This is a genomic window from Senegalia massiliensis (genome assembly GCF_900626135.1).
Taxonomy (GTDB): Bacteria; Bacillota; Clostridia; order Tissierellales; family SIT17; genus Anaeromonas; species Anaeromonas massiliensis.
In genome coordinates this window covers 1,655,907-1,678,000 of record NZ_LR130785.1, presented here as the reverse complement: position 1 = coordinate 1,678,000, position 22,094 = coordinate 1,655,907, and the positions used below count along the sequence as shown (strand labels likewise).

The window sequence follows — 22,094 nt, the reverse complement described above, 5'->3', positions numbered from 1 at the left end:
CCTTTAAAATAATGAATTAGTATCTATTATTAAAGAAATACTTCCATTTCCTAATATTGTAGCTCCTGCAAGATGTTTTATTTTTGCTAAATATTTTCCTAATGATTTTATTACTATTTCTTGTTGTCCTATTAATTGATCTACTACAACCCCTGCTTCTTTTTCACCTTTTTTTACTATAACTATTATTAATTCCTTTTTATCTTCATCTGATTCTATATCAAGAACCTTATTTAACCTAACAATAGGTAACGTTTTATTTCTATATAAAATCACTTCTTTATTTTGAATTTTCCTAATATTATTTGATTCTATAGTTGTAATTTCTTTTATAGAACTAAGAGGTATAGCATAAATTTCTTCCTTTAATTTTATTAATAAAGCTTGTATTATCGCTAAAGTTAAAGGTATTCTTATTGTAAATTTGGTGTATTTCTTTTGTTCTGTTTCTATTTCTACTATTCCGCCTATAGAATTAATTTTAGATTTTACTACATCTAGGCCTACCCCTCTACCGGATATGTCTGTTATTTCATCAGTAGTACTAAAACCTGGCATAAATAATAATTCTGGAACTTCATTATCATCCATTTGGTTAGCAACTTCAGTAGAAATAATATTATTTTTTATTGCTTTTTCTTTTACTCGTTCAATGTCTATACCATTTCCATCATCTTGAACTTCTATTACAACATTATTTCCATCAGGGAATGCCTTCAAAAGTAAAGTACCTTTAGGAACTTTTTTATTTTTCTTTCTTTCACTTGGAGTCTCTATACCATGATCTATAGAATTTCTTATTAAATGTATTAAAGGATCACCAATCTCATCAATAACAGTTCTATCAACCTCTGTTTCTTCACCTATCATTTTAAGTTCTATTTCTTTTCCTAAATCTTTGGATAAATCTCTAACCATTCTAGGGAATCTATTAAATACTCTTTCTATAGGTACCATTCTAACTTTCATTACTGCATCATGTAAATTAGTAGTTATTCTTTCAAGATATTCTGTAGCTTCACTCATACTTTCCTTACTATTTGTATTATCTATATCTTCCATACGCGTCTTTATAATAATAAGCTCACTAACTAAATTCATTAAATTATCTAATCTTTCAATATCTACTCTTACAGTTTTTCCTATTTTTTTATTTGATATATTCTTTTTAGTATTCTTGCCTTTAACTATATCATTTGACTTATCAATAGGTACATTTTCTTTTTTACTTTTTTCTTTTTCTAACTTATCCTCAATTACTGATTTAATTGTAACACTTGAAACTTCAGATATAGAAGTGAGTTCTTCATATATTGTTTTATTATCATTATTAGTTACTAATAAAACTTCAAATTCATTATCAAATTTTTCATCTTCAATATCTTCTGAGGAAGGTATTGACTTTATTATTTCACCATAATCTTCTAAAGCATTAAAAACAATAAATGCTCTAGCTGCTTTTAACATACAGTTATCATCTATTGTTATAGTTATATTAAATGCATTTAGTTCATCTTTTTTTGCTTGCATTAATATATTATTTATATAATAATTATCATCTTCATTTTTATTTTCTGGTGTATTATCTTTTTCATCTTTAAATAGTATATTATTAATTTTATCAACTAAAAACTCAGTTTCTAAATCACCTTCATTTCCTAATTCAGAAATGTTTTTTATGTAATTTTCAAGGTTATCTAAACATTCAAACAAAATATCTACAATTTTAGTGTCTATACTAATTTTTTCACTTCTTAACTCTTGTAATAAATTTTCCATTTGATGTGTAAGTTTTGACATCTGTTCAAACCCCATAGTAGCTGCCATACCCTTTAATGTATGTGATACTCTAAATATCTCATTTAATAATTCAATATTTTCTGGCTCACTTTCAAGCTTTAATAAACAATCATTCATACTTTGTAAATGCTCATTAGATTCTTCTATAAATATGTCTGTATATTGGTTAATCTCCATTTTAACCCTCCAATTTTTTTTCTATTTCATTTACAATATTATGTAAAGGTAATTCTATATCAATAGCTCCAATTTTATATGCTGATTTAGGCATTCCATATACTATACATGTTTCTTCATTTTGTCCTATGTTGTAAGATCCTGATTCAGATAATTTTTTAAATCCTTTTGCTCCATCAGACCCCATACCTGTTAGCATAACACCTATTTTTTTTATATCTTTTAAATCAGCAATAGAGCTAATTAACTTATCAACAGAAGGCTTATGTCCACTTACTGGACCACCATCTTTTAATTGTATTTCAATCTTATCATTAGAGTTAATTACTACTAAATGTTTATCTCCTGGAGCTATATAGCAATATCCATTTTGGAGATATTCACCATTTTCAGCTTCTTTCACACATATATTTGATATATTATTTAATCTATCTGCTAAAGATTTAGTGAACCCTTTAGGCATATGTTGAACAATTAATATAGTAGCATTTATATTAGAGTTAATTTGAGAAATTATTTCCTGAAGAGCCCTTGGCCCTCCTGTAGAACATCCAATTCCAACAATGTTTTTCACTTTATTATTTTTATAAACATTATTTTGCTGACAACAAATATTTTTTTTGTTTAGTTTAATATCAATGTTTGGTTTTGAATATATTATAGCTTTAATTTTATTAACAATTTCTCTGCTTTTTTCTTCTGAGTTTACTTTAAAGATATTGTTAGGCTTAGTTATAAAATCTACAGCTCCAATTTCCAATGCTTTTAATGTTAGTTCTGCTCCTTGCTTAGTTAAATTACTTACCATTAAAACTGGTAAATTTTTATGTTTATCCTTGATTTTCTTTAATGTTTCTATCCCATTTAATATAGGCATTTCAATATCAAGAGTAACTAAATCTACATTTAAATTTTCTAGCTTTTCAAGTGCTTCTATGCCATTTCTTGCTGTATCAATTACACTTAATTCCTTATCTTTTTGTATTATATCAGTTATTATTTTTCTCATAAATGCAGAATCATCTACAACTAGTATGTTTTTCATATTTATTCCAATCCTTTTTTCCTCAATATACGTTGCTCTTCAAATATAAATTTAATAATATCTTCTTTACATCCTTTATGTATTTCTTCAAAAGAAATACCATAGTAATAATTTCCTGTTCTATTGTCGAAAACTTTTCTAACAATATTAGATGTAATAGATAAACTTTTATCATTTATATTAATCCCAATGTTAAGTTTATCATTTAATTTCAAATCCTCTTTTGTAACTATTTTCATCCCTTCTCCACTAATATCTTCTGCAAAGCCTTTTATTGGCTTATTAACTTCATTAGTTATGTCAACTTCAATTATCTTTTTTAATCTGAAATATTGTCTCTGTTGAACTTTATTAACATCACTAGTTTTTCTTATAAGTAACTTATAGATATTATTAGTAGAACTTTTTTCAACTATGCCGTTAAACCATATTCTGCCTTTATTTTTTAAGGAATACATTATTTTAATTTCTTTGCCATTAGGGATTTTAATAATACTCCCAAATTTAATTGGTCCTAATATAATATAGATATTTTCATTTATAACATTAATAACTTGACTTACATATTTTTGATTAGCTATATGTATTTCTATTTTATCTCCTATTTTAAGAGTGGATTTATTTTTTTTCAATTTAATAACCACCTCTATTAAAAAAATTTTTAATTTTATTAATAAATTTTTTCATTCCATCAGATTGATTATAAGCATCATAATTAATTAAATTTGATGCAATGATATTAATTTTCTTACTTATATCAGACTTTGGATAAGATATAACGAAAGGTTGTTGATTTCTAACAGACTCTACTAATAATTTCGACTCATATAAAAACCCTAAATTATTTAGTTCTAAATTTAAAAATTTTCTCGAAACATTACTTAATTTATTAAAAGATTGTATATATTCTTCATGTTTTATTACTCTGTTGATTACTATGTGAATCTTATCTATATCAACATAGTTATTAATTACTTTAAGCATTGAATACCCATCAGTAATAGATGTAGGCTCAGGTGTTGTAATTAATATAATTTCATCTGAAGAACGAATAAAATTTAGAGACATCTCAGATATGCCTGCACTTGTATCTATTATAATAAAGTCCGCTATTTCTTCTAGCTTTAAAAATTTGTTAATTAGTTTATTTGTTTCTTTATCACTTAGATACATTATATCATTTAAACCTGTACCACCAGCTATAACTTTTAAACCATAAGGACCTTCAACTAATAAGTCCATTATTTCCTTATCTTTATATAAAAGATCTAATAAGGTATATTGAGGGACAAGTCCTAATAATATATCTACATTTGCAAATCCTATATCAGCATCCAGTATAACTACTTTTTTCCCTAGTTTACATAATGATAATGCTAAGTTAATAGTGAAATTAGTTTTCCCAACTCCTCCTTTACCACTAGTAATAGTTAATATCTTGGTAGTTAAATCTTTTTCTTTGTTTCTATTGATAATTAATTTCCTTAACATCTCTGCTTGATCATTCATTTAATCGTCACCAACTATCATATTAGTAATATGATCATTATTGAATGTTTGTATATCTTCAGGTACATTTTGACCTGTTGTTAAATATGATATTGGATACTTAGTATATAATCTTATATTTAATATATTTCCTATTTTTTCAGTTTCATCTAATTTTGTGAAAATAATTTTAATATTATCTATATTACTGTATTTATCAATAATAGCCTTTAGAGAATTAAATTCTGTATTTACACTTAAAACTAAAAATGTTTCTTTATTATTTACTGTATCAATCATTTGTTCTAATTCAGATATTTTTTCATTATCTTTATGACTTCTGCCAGCTGTATCAACTAGAATTATATCTTTATCTTTAAATCTTGACATTGAATCATAAATATCTTCAGGATTATATATTATTTCTAATGGCAAGTTAAGTATTTCACTATATACTTTTAATTGTTCAACTGCTGCTATTCTGTAAGTATCAGAAGTTACTAACCCTATACTTTTATTTTTATTTAAAGACAAATCAGCAGCTATTTTTGCAAGAGTTGTTGTTTTACCAACCCCAGTAGTTCCAACAAAGAAAACTTTTGACTTATTCTCAATTTCTATTGGTTTAGCTTCACCTAAAATAACTTTAATATTTTTCTTTAATATATCTATTATTTCATTTTTAGATTTGTTTTTTAAATTAAAATTATTAGATATATCTTCTAATATTTTTATTGCATATTGTTCCAAAACACCATTATTAGTTAATATTTTTTTGATATCTTCTAATTCAATATTACTAGTATTTTTAATTTTACTTTTATTTTCATTTGATGAAACTAGATTTGTTTCTACTGTTTTCCTTAATTTAGAAATTTCAATATTTAATTTTGATATTTCATTATTATAACTTTGATTCTGATTATTTTCTTTTTTTAAATCTATATTTTCTTCTTTAGCAGCTACAATTTCTATAAGAGGTTTTTTAAAAAAACCCAATATTCCTTTAGATTTAATTCTTCTTGTATGAAGAATTACAGCATCATTACCTAATTCACTTTTTAATTTAGTCATAGCTTCATGATTGGTTTTACCAATATATCTTTTTATATTCATTATAATTTCACCATCCCTAATGACTTTATCTCAATAGAAGGATCAATCTCATTGTAAGATAAAACAATGAAATCATTAGTAATTTGTTCTGTTAATTGTTTAAAGTATAATCTTACAATAGGTGCAGTAAGTATTATTGGTTGCTCACCAATTGATGTTAACTTCTTTATATTATTTGATAAATTATTAAGTATTTTTTGAATCATTTGTGGCTCTAATGATAAATAAGATCCAGTATTAGTCTGATTTATAGAATCCATTATTAGTTGCTCAAGTTGAGAATCTAAAGTAATTACATTTAGATTCTTGCCATCAACATATTTTTTTGTAATATATCTAGAAAATCTTTGTCTAACATATTCTGTAAGCATATCAGTGTCTTTAGTTATTGTTCCATAATCAGCTAATGTTTCTAATATTGTTACCATGTCTCTAATTGAAAGTTGCTCTTTAAGTAAATTAGATAATACCTTTTGTATTTCTCCTATAGTCATAATATTAGGTATAACTTCCTCAACTAATGCGGGGTGTTCTTCTTTTATATTATCAACTAAATTTTTTACATCTTGGCGACCTAATAATTCATCAATATTTTGCTTGATAATCTCAGTTAGGTGGGTAGATATTACTGAAGGTGGATCAACTACAGTATAACCTAAAATTTCTGCTCTCTCTTTTTGTTCTTGATTTATCCACTTAGCAGGAAGACCAAATGCAGGCTCAACTGTGTCTACACCATCTATTTCTCCACTTGCTGTTCCTGGATTCATAGCAAGATAGTGATCAAACATTAACTCCCCATTAGACACTTCTACTCCTTTTATTTTTATTGAATATTGATTTGGATTCAATTGTATATTATCTCTTAATCTTATCATTGGTACCACAATACCAAGTTCAAGAGCAATTTGTCTTCTAATCATTACTACTCTATCAAGAAGATCTCCACCTTGATTTGAATCAGCTAATGGTATTATTCCATATCCAAATTCTAATTCTATATCTTCAACTTTTAATAATGATTTTACATTTTCAGGCTTTCTTATTTCTTCTTGATCTATCTCTTCTTCTTGTTCATCCTCTAATTCCAAAGCATTTTTTATATTTTTTCTCATAACAAGTCCTAATACCAAAAAGACTGTTCCTAATAAGAAAAATGGAATAGTTGGAAGACCTACTAATCCTAAAAAGTATAGAACACCAGATACTAAAAACATTACTCTAGGATGTGATGAAAATAATTGGCTTATTATATCATTTCCTAAATTAGAATCAGATGCTGCTCTAGTAACTACAATACCTGTAGCTGTTGAAATCAATAATGCAGGTATTTGACTTACAAGTCCATCGCCAACAGTTAAAGTAGTAAATTTTGCAAGAGATTCTGTTAGTGTTAAATCTAATGTTATCATTCCTATAGCAAAACCAGCTGCTATATTTAATACAGTAATTATAATACCTGCTATTGCATCTCCTTTGACAAATTTACTTGCTCCATCCATAGCACCATAAAAATCTGCTTCTTTTTGAATATTTTTTCTTCTATCTCTAGCTTCTATATCATTTATTAACCCTGAATTTAAATCTGCATCGATTGCCATTTGTTTTCCTGGCATTGCATCAAGTGTAAACCTAGCAGCTACTTCAGCAACTCTCTCAGAACCTTTTGTTATTACAATAAATTGTATTATAACAATAATTAAAAATATTATAAAACCTACAACTGGATTTCCCTGTATTACTATGCCTCCGAAAGACTCAATAACACTTCCTGCATCTCCCTTTGAAAGTATCATTCTAGTACTTGATATATTAAGGGACAATCTAAACATAGTTGTAATCAATAGTAGAGAAGGAAATATTGAAAAGCTTAATGCATTGTCAATATACATTGCAAGAAGTAGTATTAATAAAGCTAATGAGATATTTAAACTTAATAATATATCTAATACACTTTCATTTACTGGAATTATTATAATAATTATGATTGCAATTACACCTAATGCTACAATTATATCTCCGAATTTCATCATTAACTCCTTCCAATATTATTTAAATTATACACATATGCAAGTACTTCAGCTACAGCTTGATATAATTCTTCAGGAACACAATCTCCAATCTCACAAGATGAAAACAAGCTCCTAGCAAGGGGTTTGTTTTCTATTGTAGGAACATCTACTTCATATGCTATTTCTTTTATTTTTTTTGCTATTAAATCTTTGCCTTTTGCTAAAATGTATGGAGCTTCATACTTATTTTTATCATATTTTAAAGCAATTGCATAATGAGTAGGATTAGTTATAATAACATCTGCTTCAGGAATATCTTGCATCATTCTACTCATAGCCATTTGTCTTTGTTTTTCTTTAATTTTAGATTTAATAAGTGGATCTCCATCTGACTGTTTGCTTTCTTGCTTAACTTCTTGTTTTGACATCTTCAAGTTCTTTTCATGTTGAAACCATTGATACCAATAATCAAAAGCAGCCAACAAAATTAAAATACCTCCAGCTCTGATTACTATTCCAAATGCTAATGAAGATATGCTTTTTGTTATCTCCATTACATTTAAATTAAACAGTTCATAGATTATATTAAAATTATCATAAATATACTTTGCAACCACATACCCTATTATAAAAATCTTCACACTCGATTTCACTAATTCTACAAGGGATTTGGTGGAAAATATTTTTTTGAATCCCTCTATAGGGTTCAACCTGTTTAATTTAAAGCTTAAGGTCTTTGTAGTAAATAAAAATCCAACTTGCATATAACTAACTATTAAAGCTGTCAAAAATATTGTTGCTAATAATGGTATTACAATTTTAGCAGTTATTGATATAATATCCATAAAAAATATTGATAAATTATCTTGTTTATAAAGATTTTCATGTATACTAAGATCAGAAAAAATTTTTGTTGAAAATATTGTTAATTGTTCAAGAATATATTCTCCAAAAATTTTTAACCCTAAAAATGCAACTAATAATAATATTGCAGTACTTAACTCTTTACTCTGTAATACTTGTCCTTTTTCACGAGCTTCTTTTCTTTTTTTAGGAGTAGGTTTTTCAGTTTTTTCTTCTGAAGAAAACAGCTGTAAATCTAATTTATATTCTTTCATAGAAAATTAACCTCTCTTAAGTAATTTAAAAAAATTAAAAATTTCTCCTGACATATTATCAAAAATATGTTCTAATGCAATTAAGTAAATAGGTAAAGTAAGAAATATTGTAATAATACCTATTAATATTTTAAGAGGCATACCAACAACAAAAACATTCATCTGTGGAACAGTTTTTGCTAATACTCCTAATAACACATTTATTAAAAATACAGTTGCAAGTATAGGACTACTTATCTTAAATCCAATATTGAATATTTCAGTAAAAATATCTATTATTTGATATAATATATCTTTTGTCATACTAATATTTCCCAGTGGTAATATTGAATAAGACTTAACTATAGCTTCCAAAAACCAATGATGTCCATTTATAGTAAAGAAAACTAATAAAGCTAATATATAATAGAAATTTCCCGTAATAGGTACTTGAGTATTATGAGCTGGATCAAATACATTCACCATTCCAAAGCCTACTTGAGTATCAATTATTTGACCAGCTATAAATAGTGAAATAAAAAACAGATAGGAAATAAACCCTACTATTAATCCTATACTCAATTCTTTAGCAATCTGAATAATAAAACTTATACTATTATCTACTTCTATACCTTGTTGAACTAAGGTATTAAATGCTATTAATGATACAATAAATGCAAATGAAACTTTTAATATTTTGGGTATATTATTTCTGCTAAATATAGGAGTTATTATAAATATCCCTGTCATCCTTACAAATATTAATAAAAATAAATTGTATTCAGAAAAAATTAATTGTGTTGAATCCATATATATCATCCTATTTTATATAAACATTTATATTATTAAAAAGATCTTCAGTAAACTCTACTATATATGTAAGTATCCAAGGTCCAAATACTATAAAAGCAACCAATACTGCTATAATTTTAGGTATAAATGCAAGTGTTGCCTCTTGAATTTGAGTAGTAGCTTGAAATATACTAACTAATAGCCCTACTAACAAACCAAATCCTAGCATTGGTGCCGATAATATTAAGATTGAAAACATAGCATCTTGAGCTAACTTAATCACATCTCCTTGACTCATTTAATCACTCCTAATTAAACCCACTTATTAATGATCTAATAACAAGATTCCAACCATCTACCATTATAAATAACAGAATTTTAAATGGTAAAGATATCATAACCGGTGGAAGCATCATCATTCCCATAGACATAAGAGTACTTGCTACAACCATATCAATTATTAAAAATGGTATAAATAATATGAAACTAATTTGAAAAGCAGTTTTCAATTCACTTATTATAAATGCAGGAATCAATGTTGTAGTAGGTATGTCTGATTTTCCAGATATGTCTTCACTATCTAAATTTGAAAGTTCCATAAAAAGAGCTAAATCTTTGTCTCTAGTTTGATTATACATGAAATTTCTCAAAGGATTTATAGCTTTTTGAATTGCTTCAGACTGCTCTATTTCCTCATTTAAATATGGTTGAAGTGAATTTTCATTTATATCACTTGCTATGGGAGCCATAACAAAGAAAGTTAAAAATAAGGCTAGTCCTAATAAAACTTGATTAGGTGGTGTTTGTTGTGTTCCCAATGCATTTCTTATAAATGATAAAACTATTATGATTCTAGTAAAGCTACTCATCATTATAAGTATGGCAGGAGCTAATGTAAGCACTGCTAATACAAGTAATATTTGTAAGCCTACAACATAATCCTCTGGGTTTTCACTATCATTTATAGTTATATCTTTTCCAAATAATGATATTTCTGGCTCAGCATAAACATTTCCAGTTAGAAATATAATTAAAATTATCAAGAGAAATACAGTTTTCATCTTCATTTGCTACTCATCCTTTGTTATATCAGAACTATTACTTAATTTTAATTCTTTTAGTTTATCTTTTAATTTGTCTAGCTTATTAAGATTATTATATGGCAATTCTTCATTTGGGTCTTGATTTTTATTAATGAAAGATAATTTGCTTTTTAGCAAATTATCAAAATCAGATTTATGATAATTTGAATTCGATAAATTATTAATTATATCTTCATCTTGAATTTCATCTATTTTATTAAAACCACTATTATTTGAAGTTCCAATAACATATATCTTTCCTAATATTTTCACAAGTAATATCTTTTTATGATTACCTAAATTTAAAACATCAATTATCTCCATGTTTTTCCCATTATTCATATTTGTACTTTTCATTGCTACCATTTTAGTTGTGAAATAAGCAAGTACTAAAATTATTCCAAAAGAAAATATTGCAAATAATATGTTTATAAAATTATCCATTATTTACACTAACCTATTGCTTTATTTACAGCTTCAATAACTCTATCAGCTTGAAATGGTTTTACAATAAAGTCTTTAGCTCCTGCCTGTATTGCTTCTATTACCATAGCTTGTTGGCCCATTGCAGAACACATCACAATTTTTGAGTTACTATCTATTTTTTTAATTTCTTTAACTGCTTGAATACCATCAACTTCTGGCATAGTTATATCCATTATAACTAAATCAGGATTTAATTCTTTAAATTTCTCAATTGCTTTTTGACCATTATCAGCTTCACCTACTATTTCATAACCGTTTTTACTTAATATATCTTTTATCATCATTCTCATAAATGCAGCATCATCAACTATTAAAATTCTTTTTGACATTTTATTTCCTCCCTATAACGTTTTTATTGTCTTAGATGAACTTAATATATCTGTAACTCTAACACCAAAGTTATCATCAATAACAACAACTTCACCTTTTGCTATTATACGACCATTAGCTTTTATCTCTAATGGTTCTCCAACTAACTTGTCCAACTCAATTATAGTTCCAGGACCATATTCCAAAACTTCACTAATCTTTTTTATAGTCCTTCCTAACTCTACAGTTATTTCTATTGGAATATCTTGTATTAAATCAATACTTTCATTATATCTTTTATCATTGTTTGATTCAAAGTTTTTAAAGTTAAATTTTTTAACTTCTACTTTATCATCACTCTTTACTTCCATTACATTATCATTTTTATAACTATCATATTCATTGTTAATATTTGTATTGTATTCTATATTTTCCTGTTTATTTTCTTCTGTTTTTTCACTTTCTTCTACATCCTTATCAAATAAAGATGTGAAAAGCTTCTTTGCAAAATCTAATGGTAATAATTGCATTATTTCACTATCAATAATATCTCCTATAATCATTCTAAAAGATATTTTTACTAATTCAGATTCTTTATTCAATGCTTCAATACCATTTACATCTTTATCGAATTCAATTTTGAATGCCCTTGGAGGATCAATATCTATCTTTTGATTAAACATCTCTGATAAAGAAGTACTAGATGAACCTACCATTTGATTCATTGCTTCACTTATTGCACTAAAGTCCATATCATTTAATTCTTTATCAACATTTTTTCCGTTTCCACCCATCATTAAGTCCGTTATAACTTTGACATCATTAGTCTTTAATATTAGTAAATTAGAACCTTCTAATCCTACTTTATATTTTACATCTACAGCTATATATGGACTAGGGTAATTTTTAGCTAACTCTTTCATATTAGTAGTAGATACCCTTGGTGTAGTTATAGTGACTTTTTGACCTAACAAAGTAAAAAGTGTTGTTGCAGCAGTCCCCATACTTATATTACCAATTTCACCTAGAGCATCTATTTCTTCTTCAGTTAACATAATATCATTATTGTTACTTTCGTCTGTTTGTGAATCTGATACATCATCATCTAAATTACCATTCAATAATGCATCTATCTCTTCTTGAGAAAGCATATTATTATTCATCTTCTTCGTCACCCTCTCTTTTTACTGATGTTATTTTTACTGCTATATTATTACCAATACTTCCCGGTTCACAATAAAACTTTAAATTTGTTCCTATTTTTATTCTAGAATTGTTACCATTAAAATTATCTAATTCAATTACATCACCTTGAGATAATCCTTGAATTTCTGCAACACTCAAAATTGATCTGCCAATTTCAGCTTTTACTTCTACTTTAGCAGATTTTAAACTTCTTTCTATTGAGTTAATATTATTACTGTTATCTTTACCTTTTCTTTCGCTTCTAGAAAACCACAATTTAGTACTAAGTTTTTCTAAAATAGGTTCTAAAATTACATGAGGAATACAAAAATTTATCATACCTTCAACTTTCCCAATACTTATACTAAGAGTTATAAGAGCAATTGTTTCATTTGGTGATACAATTTGAGCAAATTGAGGATTTGTTTCTATTTTTTTAAAAATAGGATTTATTTCTATTACATTTTCCCATGCTCTAGATAATAAATTCATACTTTTAGACATTAAATTTTGTAATAATGTTTGTTCTATCTCAGTAAAGTTTCTTTTTTCATCTACTTTTTCTCCAACTCCACCTAGTAATCTGTCTACTATAGTAAATGCTATATTAGATGAAATGTCAATTATTATTTCTCCAGGCAATGGATTAAAGTCAATAATTGACAAAAATGCAGGATTAACTATCGCATTACTAAATTCACTATAGGCATATTGATCTACTGTTAAAACAGATATTTGAACAGGAGATCTTAAATGACCTGATAAAAAAGTTTGAAATAGTCTTCCGAAATTTTCATTTATTATTTCTAATGTTCTAAGCTGATCCTTTGCAATTTTTTTTGGATTTCTAAAATCGTATGCTTTAACCTTTTTTTCAGATGTCTCTTCTTTCATATCAGATACATCTACTTCTCCAGTATTAAGCGCATTTAATAGTGCATCAATTTCGTTTTGGGATAATACTTCTGACAAACTATCTACCCCCTTTATTGTACAATTATTTCATCAAAATAAATATTTGATATTTTATCAGTTGAAAATTTTTTTTCAAGATTTTTAATAATTTCTTTCTTTAATAATGCTTGACTTTCTTTTCCTTGTATATCATCTATTTTTTTATTTGTTAATATTTTGTATAATTCATCTTTTATTAAAAAAGATTTTTCATTAAATTCTTCTATTAATTTTTCATTTGTAGCTGAAATAGTTAAGTTTAGTTTCACTATTCTCCTAGAATCTGCTACATTACTATAAATTTCTCCTACATTAAAATAATATTCTTCTGATTCTTTAGATTCATCATCACTTTTCATAAACAGTATCCCAAAAACTGTGCCAGAGACAATAATCAATAACATAAAAATAATAATTACTATAATCAATATTTTTTTAAAAGACATTTTATCCCACCTTTTACTTTGGTTCTAATTTATTTTCTTCTGATTTTAAAATTATTATATCAACTCTTCTATTTCTAGCTCTATTAACCCTGTTATCATTCTTAACAATAGGTCTATTAGGACCATATCCTGAAGCAGATATTCTATCAGGTGAAATTCCAATTTGTTCTACAAAAAGTCTTAATACATTAGTTGCTCTTATTACTGAGAGTTCCCAATTAGAAGGAAATTTTTCTGAATTTATTATTACATCATCTGTATGCCCTTCAACCTTAACTTGTTTTTCCTTTAACTCTTCCTTATTTAATATATCCCCAATAAATATTAGTATCTCTTTTGATTCAGGTTTGATTTCAGCTTTACCTGAATCAAAAAACACATTATCCATTGTCCTAATTATTAAACCTCGTTCATTAAGAGTCATTTTAACTTTATCATTTAGGTTGTTCTCAGATGTATAATCTTCAAGATATTCTTTTATTTCTTTTAATTCTTCATTTTCAGATTCTAACTCATCAGCTTCAGGATTATCATAATCCATTTCTTCTAATATTTGACCTCCAGTTAACACTCCAGTACTACCTTGAAATGAATTCATTATTTCTCTAAACTTCTTAGCATCTACAGTTGAAAAACTAAATAATAATACAAAAAAGCATAATAATAATGTTACAAGGTCAGAATAAGTTGCAAGCCAATTAGAACCATTAGAAGAACTTTTATTTCTCCTTCTCATTATGCAACCTCACTTTCACCTAATTCATTAATATTCTTTCTCATATTTGGAGCTATAAATGTATTTAATTTTTCTTCAATAATACGTGGATTTTCTCCTGCTTGAATAGACAATAGTCCTTCAATTATCATTTCTTTTATAGCTAATTCTTTTTTACTTCTACCTTTCAACTTATTAGCTATAGGTTGAAATATAAGATTTGCTAAAACTGTACCATAAAAAGTTGTAATAAGTGCAACTGCCATATTTGGTCCTACAGTTGATGGATCATCAAGTTCTTGCAACATGTTTATAAGTCCAATAAGTGTACCTATCATACCAAATGCTGGTGAAAAAGTTGCCATAGTTTCAAATATGTTTTGTCCTTCTAGATGTCTATCCTCTATAAATATTAATTCAGTCTCCAAAATATTTTTAACAAGTTCTGGATCTGTACCATCAATTATTAAAAGAATACCCTTTTTTAAAAAATCATCTGATAAATCTTCACTGGCGTCCTCTAAAGCAAGTAACCCCTCTTTTCTTGCAATATTTGCTAGATTAATTATTTGCTTTATTATTTCTACTTGTTCACTTTTTTTATCTGTAAAAGCATTTTTAACAACTTTAATAGATGCTGTTACCTTGTTTAAAGGAAAACTTATGAAAGTAGCTGCTATGGTACCACCTAAAACAATCAATATAGATTCAAAATTTAAAAATGTAATTATATCTCCTGAAAGTAATATTCCATATATAATAAATACAATTCCTAGTATAAATCCAATAGCTGTTCCTAAATCCAAATTTAACACCTCACTTTGCCTATAATAACTTTTTAACTTTTTGTTTAAAAGCTATTATCTTATTTATAATTTCTTTCCCACTTTCTCTAACTATGTATTTATTTCCATTTGTTAACTTAATTACTGTATTTGGAGTTTCTTCAACTATTTCAATAAGGTCAATGTTAATAAAAATGATTTCTCCATTTATTCTAGATAACTCTATCATACTTCACCTCTTTTATTTGGCCTAGAAATTAATCTAGGCCAATATATTATCTTTTAAGATTAACCAATTCTTGAAGCATTTCATCAGAAGTAGTTATTATTCTAGAATTAGCTTGAAATCCTCTTTGAGTAGTTATCATTTCAGTAAATTCTAAAGATAAATCTACATTTGACATTTCTAGAGCTCCAGCATTAATTGAACCAAAACCATTACTAGAAGCTGTACCAATTTGAGCTTCTCCAGAATTTGCAGTAGTTTTATAGGCGTTATTACCAATTTTCTCAAGTCCTGCATTATTGTCGAATTTTGCTAGTCCAATTTGAGCTAAACTTTTATTTATACCATTTGTAAATGTTCCTGTGATAATACCAAAGTTATCAATTGAAAATCCTTTTAGAACTCCAGATGAATATCCAGCTAAACTTCCATCTTTACCTCCATCAAATCCTTTAGCAGAGTTTTCATTTGCATATTGATTTATTCCTGATAAATCAATAGACACTTTATTATCACCTGGTGTCCCAAATATAATACCATTAGCATTATCAAACTCAATGTCAAAACTATCAGCTGATATTAGTTTACCATTATTATCAAAGTTCAATTTTATATCACTTACATCATTTGATATAGGTACCATATCTCCACTGTCAATATTCTCTACACCTTTTATGTTTAAGCTCCAGTTATTATCACTTTCCTTACTAAATTCCATATTAACCTTGTAAGAATTTCCTAAACTATCTTTTATAATTGTATCAGTATAGTAAATTTCATCATTATCTGGATCTGTGCCAGTGCTTATTTCTTGTCTAGAATCTAAATTCCCTATTATTTCTATATAACTTGATGCTTTTGGTTCTACAGTTTCAGTAAGATTAATTTGTATAGGAGATAATTCACCATTATCATATCCTAATACCTTAAAGCCATCTGAAGTGACAAGATTCCCATTATAATCCACATCAAAGTTTCCTGCTCTTGTGTAGTACCTATTGTTTAAACTTGCATCATCAGAAATAATAAAATAGCCATCACGATCTATCATTAAATCTGTAGGATTATCAGTTCTTTGTACTGCACCTTGGGTATGTATTGTATTAATAGACCCTAACTGACCTCCTAATCCAACTTGTTGAGGATTTGTACCACCTTTTCCACCTTGAGCCCCACCTGCTCCTTTTACTGTTTGACTAAATACTTCTTTGAAAGTAACTTGTCCTTTTTTATACCCTAAAGTATTTACATTTGCAATATTATTTCCTATAACATCCATTTTTTTCTGATGCATCTTTAAACCTGATACACCTGAATACATTGAACTCATCATTTTAAAACTTCCTCCTTTTTTATCCGTGTAATATCCTCTATAAATCAGATATTATTAGCTTCCTTTAAGGTCCAGCTATATAATCACGGCTCCATCAATATTTGTAAAAACATTATCTTTTAAATTATTTCTATTAATAGTTGTAATTATTGTATTTTTAGTAACACTAGCTATAAATGCTTTATTATCCATTAAAATCAAAGCTTGATCTATACCTTTTTCTCTTGCATTATTTATAGCAGTATTAATTTTTTCTACATCTTTCTTATCTATAGATATATTTCTATCATCTATTCTTTTCATAGCATGTTTTGAAAATTTTATGTTATTTATATTATCTAATACATCCTCAAAAGAAATATTACTTTTTAAATTTTTATTATTTTTTTGATGAACTTTTTGATTAACATGATGTATATTGTATGTTTTCATTTTTTCACTCCATATTAGATGGTATCTTCATCTCCGTCTCCATCTACATTTTCATATCCATCTTTAATTTCTTCTAATGCTTCTTTGATTTCTTTGATTTCTTGAATAATATTATTTTGTGAATTTTGCATTGTTATATTTAAATTCTGTGTTTGTTCTAAAGCACTAAATTGAGCCATCTGTGCTATAAATTCTTTATCTTCCAATGGTTTTAAAGGATCTTGATTCTTAATTTGTGTAACTAACAGTTGTAAAAAAGAATCTTTTCCTAACATACTACTATTATTTAAAGTATTTTTAGCATTTTTAGTATTGTTACTATAATTACTTGTATTGTTTACATAATTGTTCGTACTATTTACACTCATAATTTCCTCCTTATGCTTTTATATCTAAAGAACCATTTACAATATAATCTCTACCATAATTATTAAATATTAATTCTTCATACTCGCTTTCATCTTTCTCCAAATTAGATTTGTTTTTTCTTTTAGAATAATATTTTTTGAAAAAATTCTGTTGATCTCCATTAGAAAAGCTTTCTTGCCCAACTGTTACATTCATTTCTTTTAATAAGATACCTTTTGAAGAAAAAGTTTCTTTTAAACTATTTATATTATTTTCTAATAAATTTTTAACATCTGTATTCTCAACTAATATTCTTCCTATAATATTACCTTCATCCATATCTAATTTTATCATTATTTTTCCTAATGATTCTGGATTCAAATTTATTCTTGCTATTTTGACACCTTCATTATCAATGAATTTAATATTTGAATTAATTTGTTCTAGTATATTATATTTTTCCATAATGTTAGATGAAAGATTATCTTTGCTTGTAACCTTAGTTACATTCATAATATTTTTGTTTAGATCAATATTGTCTTGTTTCAAAATAATATTTTCATCGACAATATTATTTTGAGATTTAGGTTGTTTATCTAAGTTTATATCTTTTTCAAAAGTATAAATATTAGACTTTGATTGCTCTTTTTCATTAAGTTCATTATTTACTAAATTATAATTTTCAACTTCTTTTTTAATATTTTCTTCTATTTTACTGACTTTATTTTGTTCTAAGTTAAGTTTAGTATTTAATTCTTTTAATATTTTGTTTAATTCATTTTCAATAAATAAAGTATCATTTGATCCTTCTGTTACTGATATTTTTCCATCTAATTGTTTTAAAAGTGGTTGTATTTCTTTAGAAATTGAAATATCATCAAGATTAATTGTTTCCATATTCAAAACTAATTCTTTTATTTTTTGCATAATATTCATTTTGTCGTTATTAGTTTCTTTTAAATTTAAGTTTTCCATTAACATATTAATTTCTTCTAATATTTCTTTTGATATAATCACTTCGTCTTTACTTTGAAAATTAAATTCTAAAGAATCTTCTGTCTGAGCATTGAAATTAGTAACAAAAAAGATATCTGTATTTTTAATTTCATCTTTTTCTTTATTACTCTTTTTCTCATCAAGTTTAAATTCATATTTTTTTAATTTATTATTTTCATTAGAATCTACTTGCTCATTTAATAAATTATAAAAATTAGAATCCTTTTCTTCTGATTTTTTTTGTTTACCTCCATCAGTTTTTATTAGATTTTTATTTGGAATTAAATTAATACCCTCTATTCTATTCACCCCCTTTCAATATATTAATTATGTAGTTAATTGTTTAGATATCTGATTTGCAGTATCTGAATCAATAAAACTAAGTATTTCAGCTACTTTTTTCTCATTCATTTTATCTAATACATCAACTACTAATTTGCTATTTTCTTTAAATAAATCTTCAATTATTACAGAAAGAGATTCGCTATCCATTTTTTGATACACTTTAACTAAATCTTCAATTTTAGTTTTATACTTTTTAATATCTTCAATCTTACTGGCCAATTTTACAATTTTTGAATCTAATTCCTCATTAAGCAATTCAATATTTCTCATTTCTGTAAAAAGTTCTTTTTGAAACTCATCATCATCTATTTCTACAAGTACGTTAGCTGCCTTATCAATAGTAAGATTCAAATAAATAATAGCTAGTTGATTTAAATTATAATTATCATCATTTCCAATTTCTTTAATTGTATCACTTACTTTATTGACCTGATAAATTTCACTTTGTCTAAGTAATTTTTCATATTCTAACTCTTTCTCTGTCAATCCAATATTTACTTCTATAGCTTTACTTTTTTCTAAGTTGTTAAGTATATAATCATAAATATCTTCATTAAAATAATATAATAGATCTATGGTTTTAGATGTTGAAATATTTTCAAATATATCATTTACCCTTTGAAAATTTTGATCATTATAATACTCTAATATTATCTTTTTAGCAACTAGTAACTCTTTACTTTCAATCTTTTTAATATCTTCTTTTAATTCATCTTTTTTTTCAGAGTCTATTTCATCATAAACAGAGATTAAAGGATCTTTTCTTAATTCAATATTTCTAACTTTTTTTATAGTTTCTTCTGTTTTTTCTGGTGAGATTTTATTCATAGCTTGAACTATTTGATAATATAGTTCTTCATTATCTTTTTTTACTATAAATAATTTGTCTGCAGCACTTTCTTCACTAATTGCATTGTAGTATTCTGCAATATAAAAAACTTTGTCATTGGCTTCAGCTGTTGTAGGATATTGATTAAAATAATTACCTATAGGTCCAGGGATTATTCTTAGATATTTATTAGCTTCCATCTTAAAATCTCTATTAGTGCTATATAAAATTGCTAATGATGTAATAGGTATAACTATAAAAACAATAACTATAACTATTAATATTTTAAATCCTTTTTTTATACCTTCATTTTTCATATAATCACCCATTAATTATTACAACTAATAAACGTTACAATTTCATCAACTGTAATAGATTCCTTTTTTTTCATTAAATTTAAATGTTTTTTGTAATCATTCTCCTTTAATTTTTCAAACACCTTCTTATCTTTTGATGCCGTTATTAAATTATCTTTTGCTTCATTTACTTCCTCTTTTACGTCATTGATCATTTTCTTTTGATTATTTATTTTATAATTTGATTGTTCTATATATGAATTATAATTTTTTAAATCTTTTATAGTCTTAATATAATCTAAATTATCTTTTTCGTTTTCAATTTTTCTTTTATCTTCTAGAAATTCGTTTAATCTTTTCTCAGAATTTTCTAGCTCTTTTTTAGCATTACTATACTTTAACATCATTTGATCTTGTACAGAAGACTTAAAATCTAAAACAGTTTGCAACTTATAATTATAATTTCCCATATTTTAGTCACCCACTTTACTTATTTATAATATTTTTCATCATATCTATAACATTATCATAAGAAAAATTCTCCAAAACATCTTGTTTTAAAAATGAATTTATATTATCTATTAATTTTATAGATCTATCAATTTTCCCATTTGAACCTGATTTATAAGCACCTATGTTTATTAAATCCTCTGATGATTTATAAGTTGCCAATATATCCTTTAACTCATTAGAAATATTTTTATGATCTTCATTAACAATATTAGGCATAACCCTGCTGATACTTGCTAATACATCTATTGCTGGATAATGATTTTTATTTGCGAAATCTCTTGAAAGTACAATATGTCCATCTAAGATACCCCTTACAGTGTCTGTTATAGGCTCGTTCATATCATCTCCATCTACTAATACGGTATATAAAGCTGTAATTGTCCCTTTATCAGAATTTCCTGCTCTTTCAAGTAATCTAGGTAATACAGCAAAAACGGAAGGAGTAAAACCTCTAGTTACTGGAGGTTCTCCTATAGCTAGTCCAACTTCTCTTTGTGCCATAGCAAATCTTGTAAGAGAATCCATTAATAACATTACATTCTCACCATTATCTCTAAAGTACTCAGCAATAGCAGTAGTTAAAAGGGCACCTTTCATCCTCACTAATGCAGGTTGATCAGACGTTGCCACTACCAATACTGTTCTCTCAAGTCCTTCTTCCTTTAAATCATTCTCAATAAACTCTCTTACTTCTCTTCCTCTCTCACCAATTAAACCTATAACATTCACATCAGATGAAGCATTTCTTGCAATCATTCCCATTAAAGTACTCTTGCCAACTCCACTACCTGCAAATATCCCTATCCTTTGACCTTTGCCACAAGTTAACATGCCGTCTATTGCCTTTATTCCTAGAGGTAATACTTCAGTTATCTTGTTTCTATCTAATGGATTTGGTGGAAGATTTGAAACTGGATATTTAGTTTTAATTTTTAGTGGACCCTTACCATCTATTGGATTACCCATCCCATCTAGTACTCTTCCAACTAACTCATAAGATACTCCAACTTTCAATGAATCCCCAGTAGCAACTACAGTACTTCCAGGTCCAATACCTTCCATTTCTCCAAGAGGCATTAATAATATTCTCTCTTCTTTAAACCCTACAACTTCACTCATTATTGGTATAGTTTTATTATACGGATAAATATAACATAACTCTCCAATTTTGGATAAAGGGCCATTAGCTTCAACTGTAAGACCAGTGATTTTAGTTACTTCACCTCTATATTTTATAAATTCATTTCTATGTATCTCTTTTTTATATTTTTCAAGATTTATCATAAA

25 protein-coding genes are annotated in these 22,094 nt (G+C 26.3%); all 25 read right to left on the bottom strand.

The genetic code is table 11. From position 1 onward, the window contains the following. Window positions 1-3 precede the first annotated feature (3 nt). Window positions 4-1,977, bottom strand: coding sequence for a chemotaxis protein CheA (locus tag E0D94_RS08395; RefSeq protein WP_130807018.1), 1,974 nt, complete (start codon window positions 1,975-1,977; stop codon window positions 4-6). Between the two features lies 1 nt (window position 1,978). After that, window positions 1,979-3,022, bottom strand: coding sequence for a protein-glutamate methylesterase/protein-glutamine glutaminase (locus E0D94_RS08390; RefSeq protein WP_130807016.1), 1,044 nt, complete (start codon window positions 3,020-3,022; stop codon window positions 1,979-1,981). Between the two features lie 2 nt (window positions 3,023-3,024). Beyond that, complete coding sequence (locus tag E0D94_RS08385; RefSeq protein WP_130807014.1) at window positions 3,025-3,654, bottom strand: flagellar brake protein; 630 nt, start codon at window positions 3,652-3,654, stop codon at window positions 3,025-3,027. Window position 3,655: 1 nt separating this feature from the next. Then, the gene (locus tag E0D94_RS08380) at window positions 3,656-4,531 is read right to left on the bottom strand and encodes a MinD/ParA family protein (RefSeq protein ID WP_130807010.1); all 876 of its coding nucleotides are present in this window, start codon (window positions 4,529-4,531) and stop codon (window positions 3,656-3,658) included. Continuing rightward, on the bottom strand, window positions 4,532-5,626 hold the full coding sequence (locus E0D94_RS08375; protein WP_130807008.1) for a flagellar biosynthesis protein FlhF: 1,095 nt from the start codon (window positions 5,624-5,626) through the stop codon (window positions 4,532-4,534). It lies immediately after the preceding gene. Further along, a complete protein-coding gene (flhA, locus tag E0D94_RS08370) occupies window positions 5,626-7,659 on the bottom strand; it encodes a flagellar biosynthesis protein FlhA (protein WP_423213397.1) in 2,034 nt (677 codons plus the stop codon). The genes E0D94_RS08375 and flhA overlap by 1 nt, the downstream gene beginning before the upstream one ends. Continuing rightward, the gene (gene flhB, locus E0D94_RS08365; protein ID WP_130807006.1) at window positions 7,659-8,756 is read right to left on the bottom strand and encodes a flagellar biosynthesis protein FlhB; all 1,098 of its coding nucleotides are present in this window, start codon (window positions 8,754-8,756) and stop codon (window positions 7,659-7,661) included. Before flhB ends, flhA begins: the two co-directional genes overlap by 1 nt. A gap of 6 nt (window positions 8,757-8,762) precedes the next feature. Next, window positions 8,763-9,545 (bottom strand): flagellar biosynthetic protein FliR, encoded by a 783-nt coding sequence (gene fliR / locus E0D94_RS08360; RefSeq protein ID WP_130807004.1) that lies wholly within the window; start codon window positions 9,543-9,545, stop codon window positions 8,763-8,765. Window positions 9,546-9,555: 10 nt separating this feature from the next. Further along, entirely contained in the window at window positions 9,556-9,825 is a 270-nt protein-coding gene (fliQ, locus tag E0D94_RS08355; RefSeq protein ID WP_130807002.1) for a flagellar biosynthesis protein FliQ, read from the bottom strand. Window positions 9,826-9,835: 10 nt separating this feature from the next. Further along, a complete protein-coding gene (gene fliP, locus E0D94_RS08350; RefSeq protein WP_130807000.1) occupies window positions 9,836-10,594 on the bottom strand; it encodes a flagellar type III secretion system pore protein FliP in 759 nt (252 codons plus the stop codon). 3 nt (window positions 10,595-10,597) lie between these two features. Next, a complete protein-coding gene (locus tag E0D94_RS08345; protein WP_130806998.1) occupies window positions 10,598-11,053 on the bottom strand; it encodes a flagellar biosynthetic protein FliO in 456 nt (151 codons plus the stop codon). A gap of 8 nt (window positions 11,054-11,061) precedes the next feature. Next, window positions 11,062-11,424 carry a response regulator gene (locus E0D94_RS08340; protein WP_130806996.1) on the bottom strand — a complete coding sequence of 121 codons (363 nt, stop codon included), beginning with the start codon at window positions 11,422-11,424 and terminating at the stop codon, window positions 11,062-11,064. 12 nt (window positions 11,425-11,436) lie between these two features. Further along, on the bottom strand, window positions 11,437-12,567 hold the full coding sequence (fliY, locus tag E0D94_RS08335) for a flagellar motor switch phosphatase FliY (protein WP_130806994.1): 1,131 nt from the start codon (window positions 12,565-12,567) through the stop codon (window positions 11,437-11,439). After that, entirely contained in the window at window positions 12,560-13,561 is a 1,002-nt protein-coding gene (gene fliM, locus E0D94_RS08330; protein WP_130806990.1) for a flagellar motor switch protein FliM, read from the bottom strand. Before fliM ends, fliY begins: the two co-directional genes overlap by 8 nt. Window positions 13,562-13,575: 14 nt before the next feature. After that, entirely contained in the window at window positions 13,576-13,989 is a 414-nt protein-coding gene (locus E0D94_RS08325) for a flagellar basal body-associated FliL family protein (protein ID WP_130806988.1), read from the bottom strand. Between the two features lie 13 nt (window positions 13,990-14,002). After that, window positions 14,003-14,725, bottom strand: coding sequence for a flagellar motor protein MotB (locus E0D94_RS08320; RefSeq protein ID WP_130806986.1), 723 nt, complete (start codon window positions 14,723-14,725; stop codon window positions 14,003-14,005). Further along, window positions 14,725-15,510 carry a flagellar motor protein gene (locus E0D94_RS08315; RefSeq protein WP_130806984.1) on the bottom strand — a complete coding sequence of 262 codons (786 nt, stop codon included), beginning with the start codon at window positions 15,508-15,510 and terminating at the stop codon, window positions 14,725-14,727. The genes E0D94_RS08320 and E0D94_RS08315 overlap by 1 nt, the downstream gene beginning before the upstream one ends. Before the next feature lie 19 nt (window positions 15,511-15,529). Continuing rightward, window positions 15,530-15,718 (bottom strand): flagellar FlbD family protein, encoded by a 189-nt coding sequence (locus E0D94_RS08310; protein ID WP_130806982.1) that lies wholly within the window; start codon window positions 15,716-15,718, stop codon window positions 15,530-15,532. A 46-nt stretch (window positions 15,719-15,764) separates the two neighbouring features. Further along, entirely contained in the window at window positions 15,765-17,048 is a 1,284-nt protein-coding gene (locus E0D94_RS08305) for a flagellar hook protein FlgE (RefSeq protein WP_130806980.1), read from the bottom strand. 75 nt (window positions 17,049-17,123) lie between these two features. Continuing rightward, window positions 17,124-17,480: a TIGR02530 family flagellar biosynthesis protein gene (locus tag E0D94_RS08300; protein ID WP_130806978.1), complete on the bottom strand. Its 357-nt coding sequence runs from the start codon at window positions 17,478-17,480 to the stop codon at window positions 17,124-17,126. 14 nt (window positions 17,481-17,494) lie between these two features. Further along, the gene (locus tag E0D94_RS08295; protein ID WP_130806976.1) at window positions 17,495-17,848 is read right to left on the bottom strand and encodes a flagellar hook capping FlgD N-terminal domain-containing protein; all 354 of its coding nucleotides are present in this window, start codon (window positions 17,846-17,848) and stop codon (window positions 17,495-17,497) included. A gap of 10 nt (window positions 17,849-17,858) precedes the next feature. Then, window positions 17,859-19,133: a flagellar hook-length control protein FliK gene (locus E0D94_RS08290; protein WP_130806974.1), complete on the bottom strand. Its 1,275-nt coding sequence runs from the start codon at window positions 19,131-19,133 to the stop codon at window positions 17,859-17,861. Window positions 19,134-19,151: 18 nt separating this feature from the next. Then, window positions 19,152-20,315: a MotE family protein gene (locus E0D94_RS08285; protein ID WP_165442906.1), complete on the bottom strand. Its 1,164-nt coding sequence runs from the start codon at window positions 20,313-20,315 to the stop codon at window positions 19,152-19,154. An 11-nt stretch (window positions 20,316-20,326) separates the two neighbouring features. Then, window positions 20,327-20,764, bottom strand: coding sequence for a flagellar export protein FliJ (fliJ, locus tag E0D94_RS08280; protein WP_130806970.1), 438 nt, complete (start codon window positions 20,762-20,764; stop codon window positions 20,327-20,329). Between the two features lie 16 nt (window positions 20,765-20,780). Beyond that, window positions 20,781-22,091: a flagellar protein export ATPase FliI gene (gene fliI, locus E0D94_RS08275; protein WP_130806968.1), complete on the bottom strand. Its 1,311-nt coding sequence runs from the start codon at window positions 22,089-22,091 to the stop codon at window positions 20,781-20,783. Window positions 22,092-22,094 lie beyond the last annotated feature (3 nt).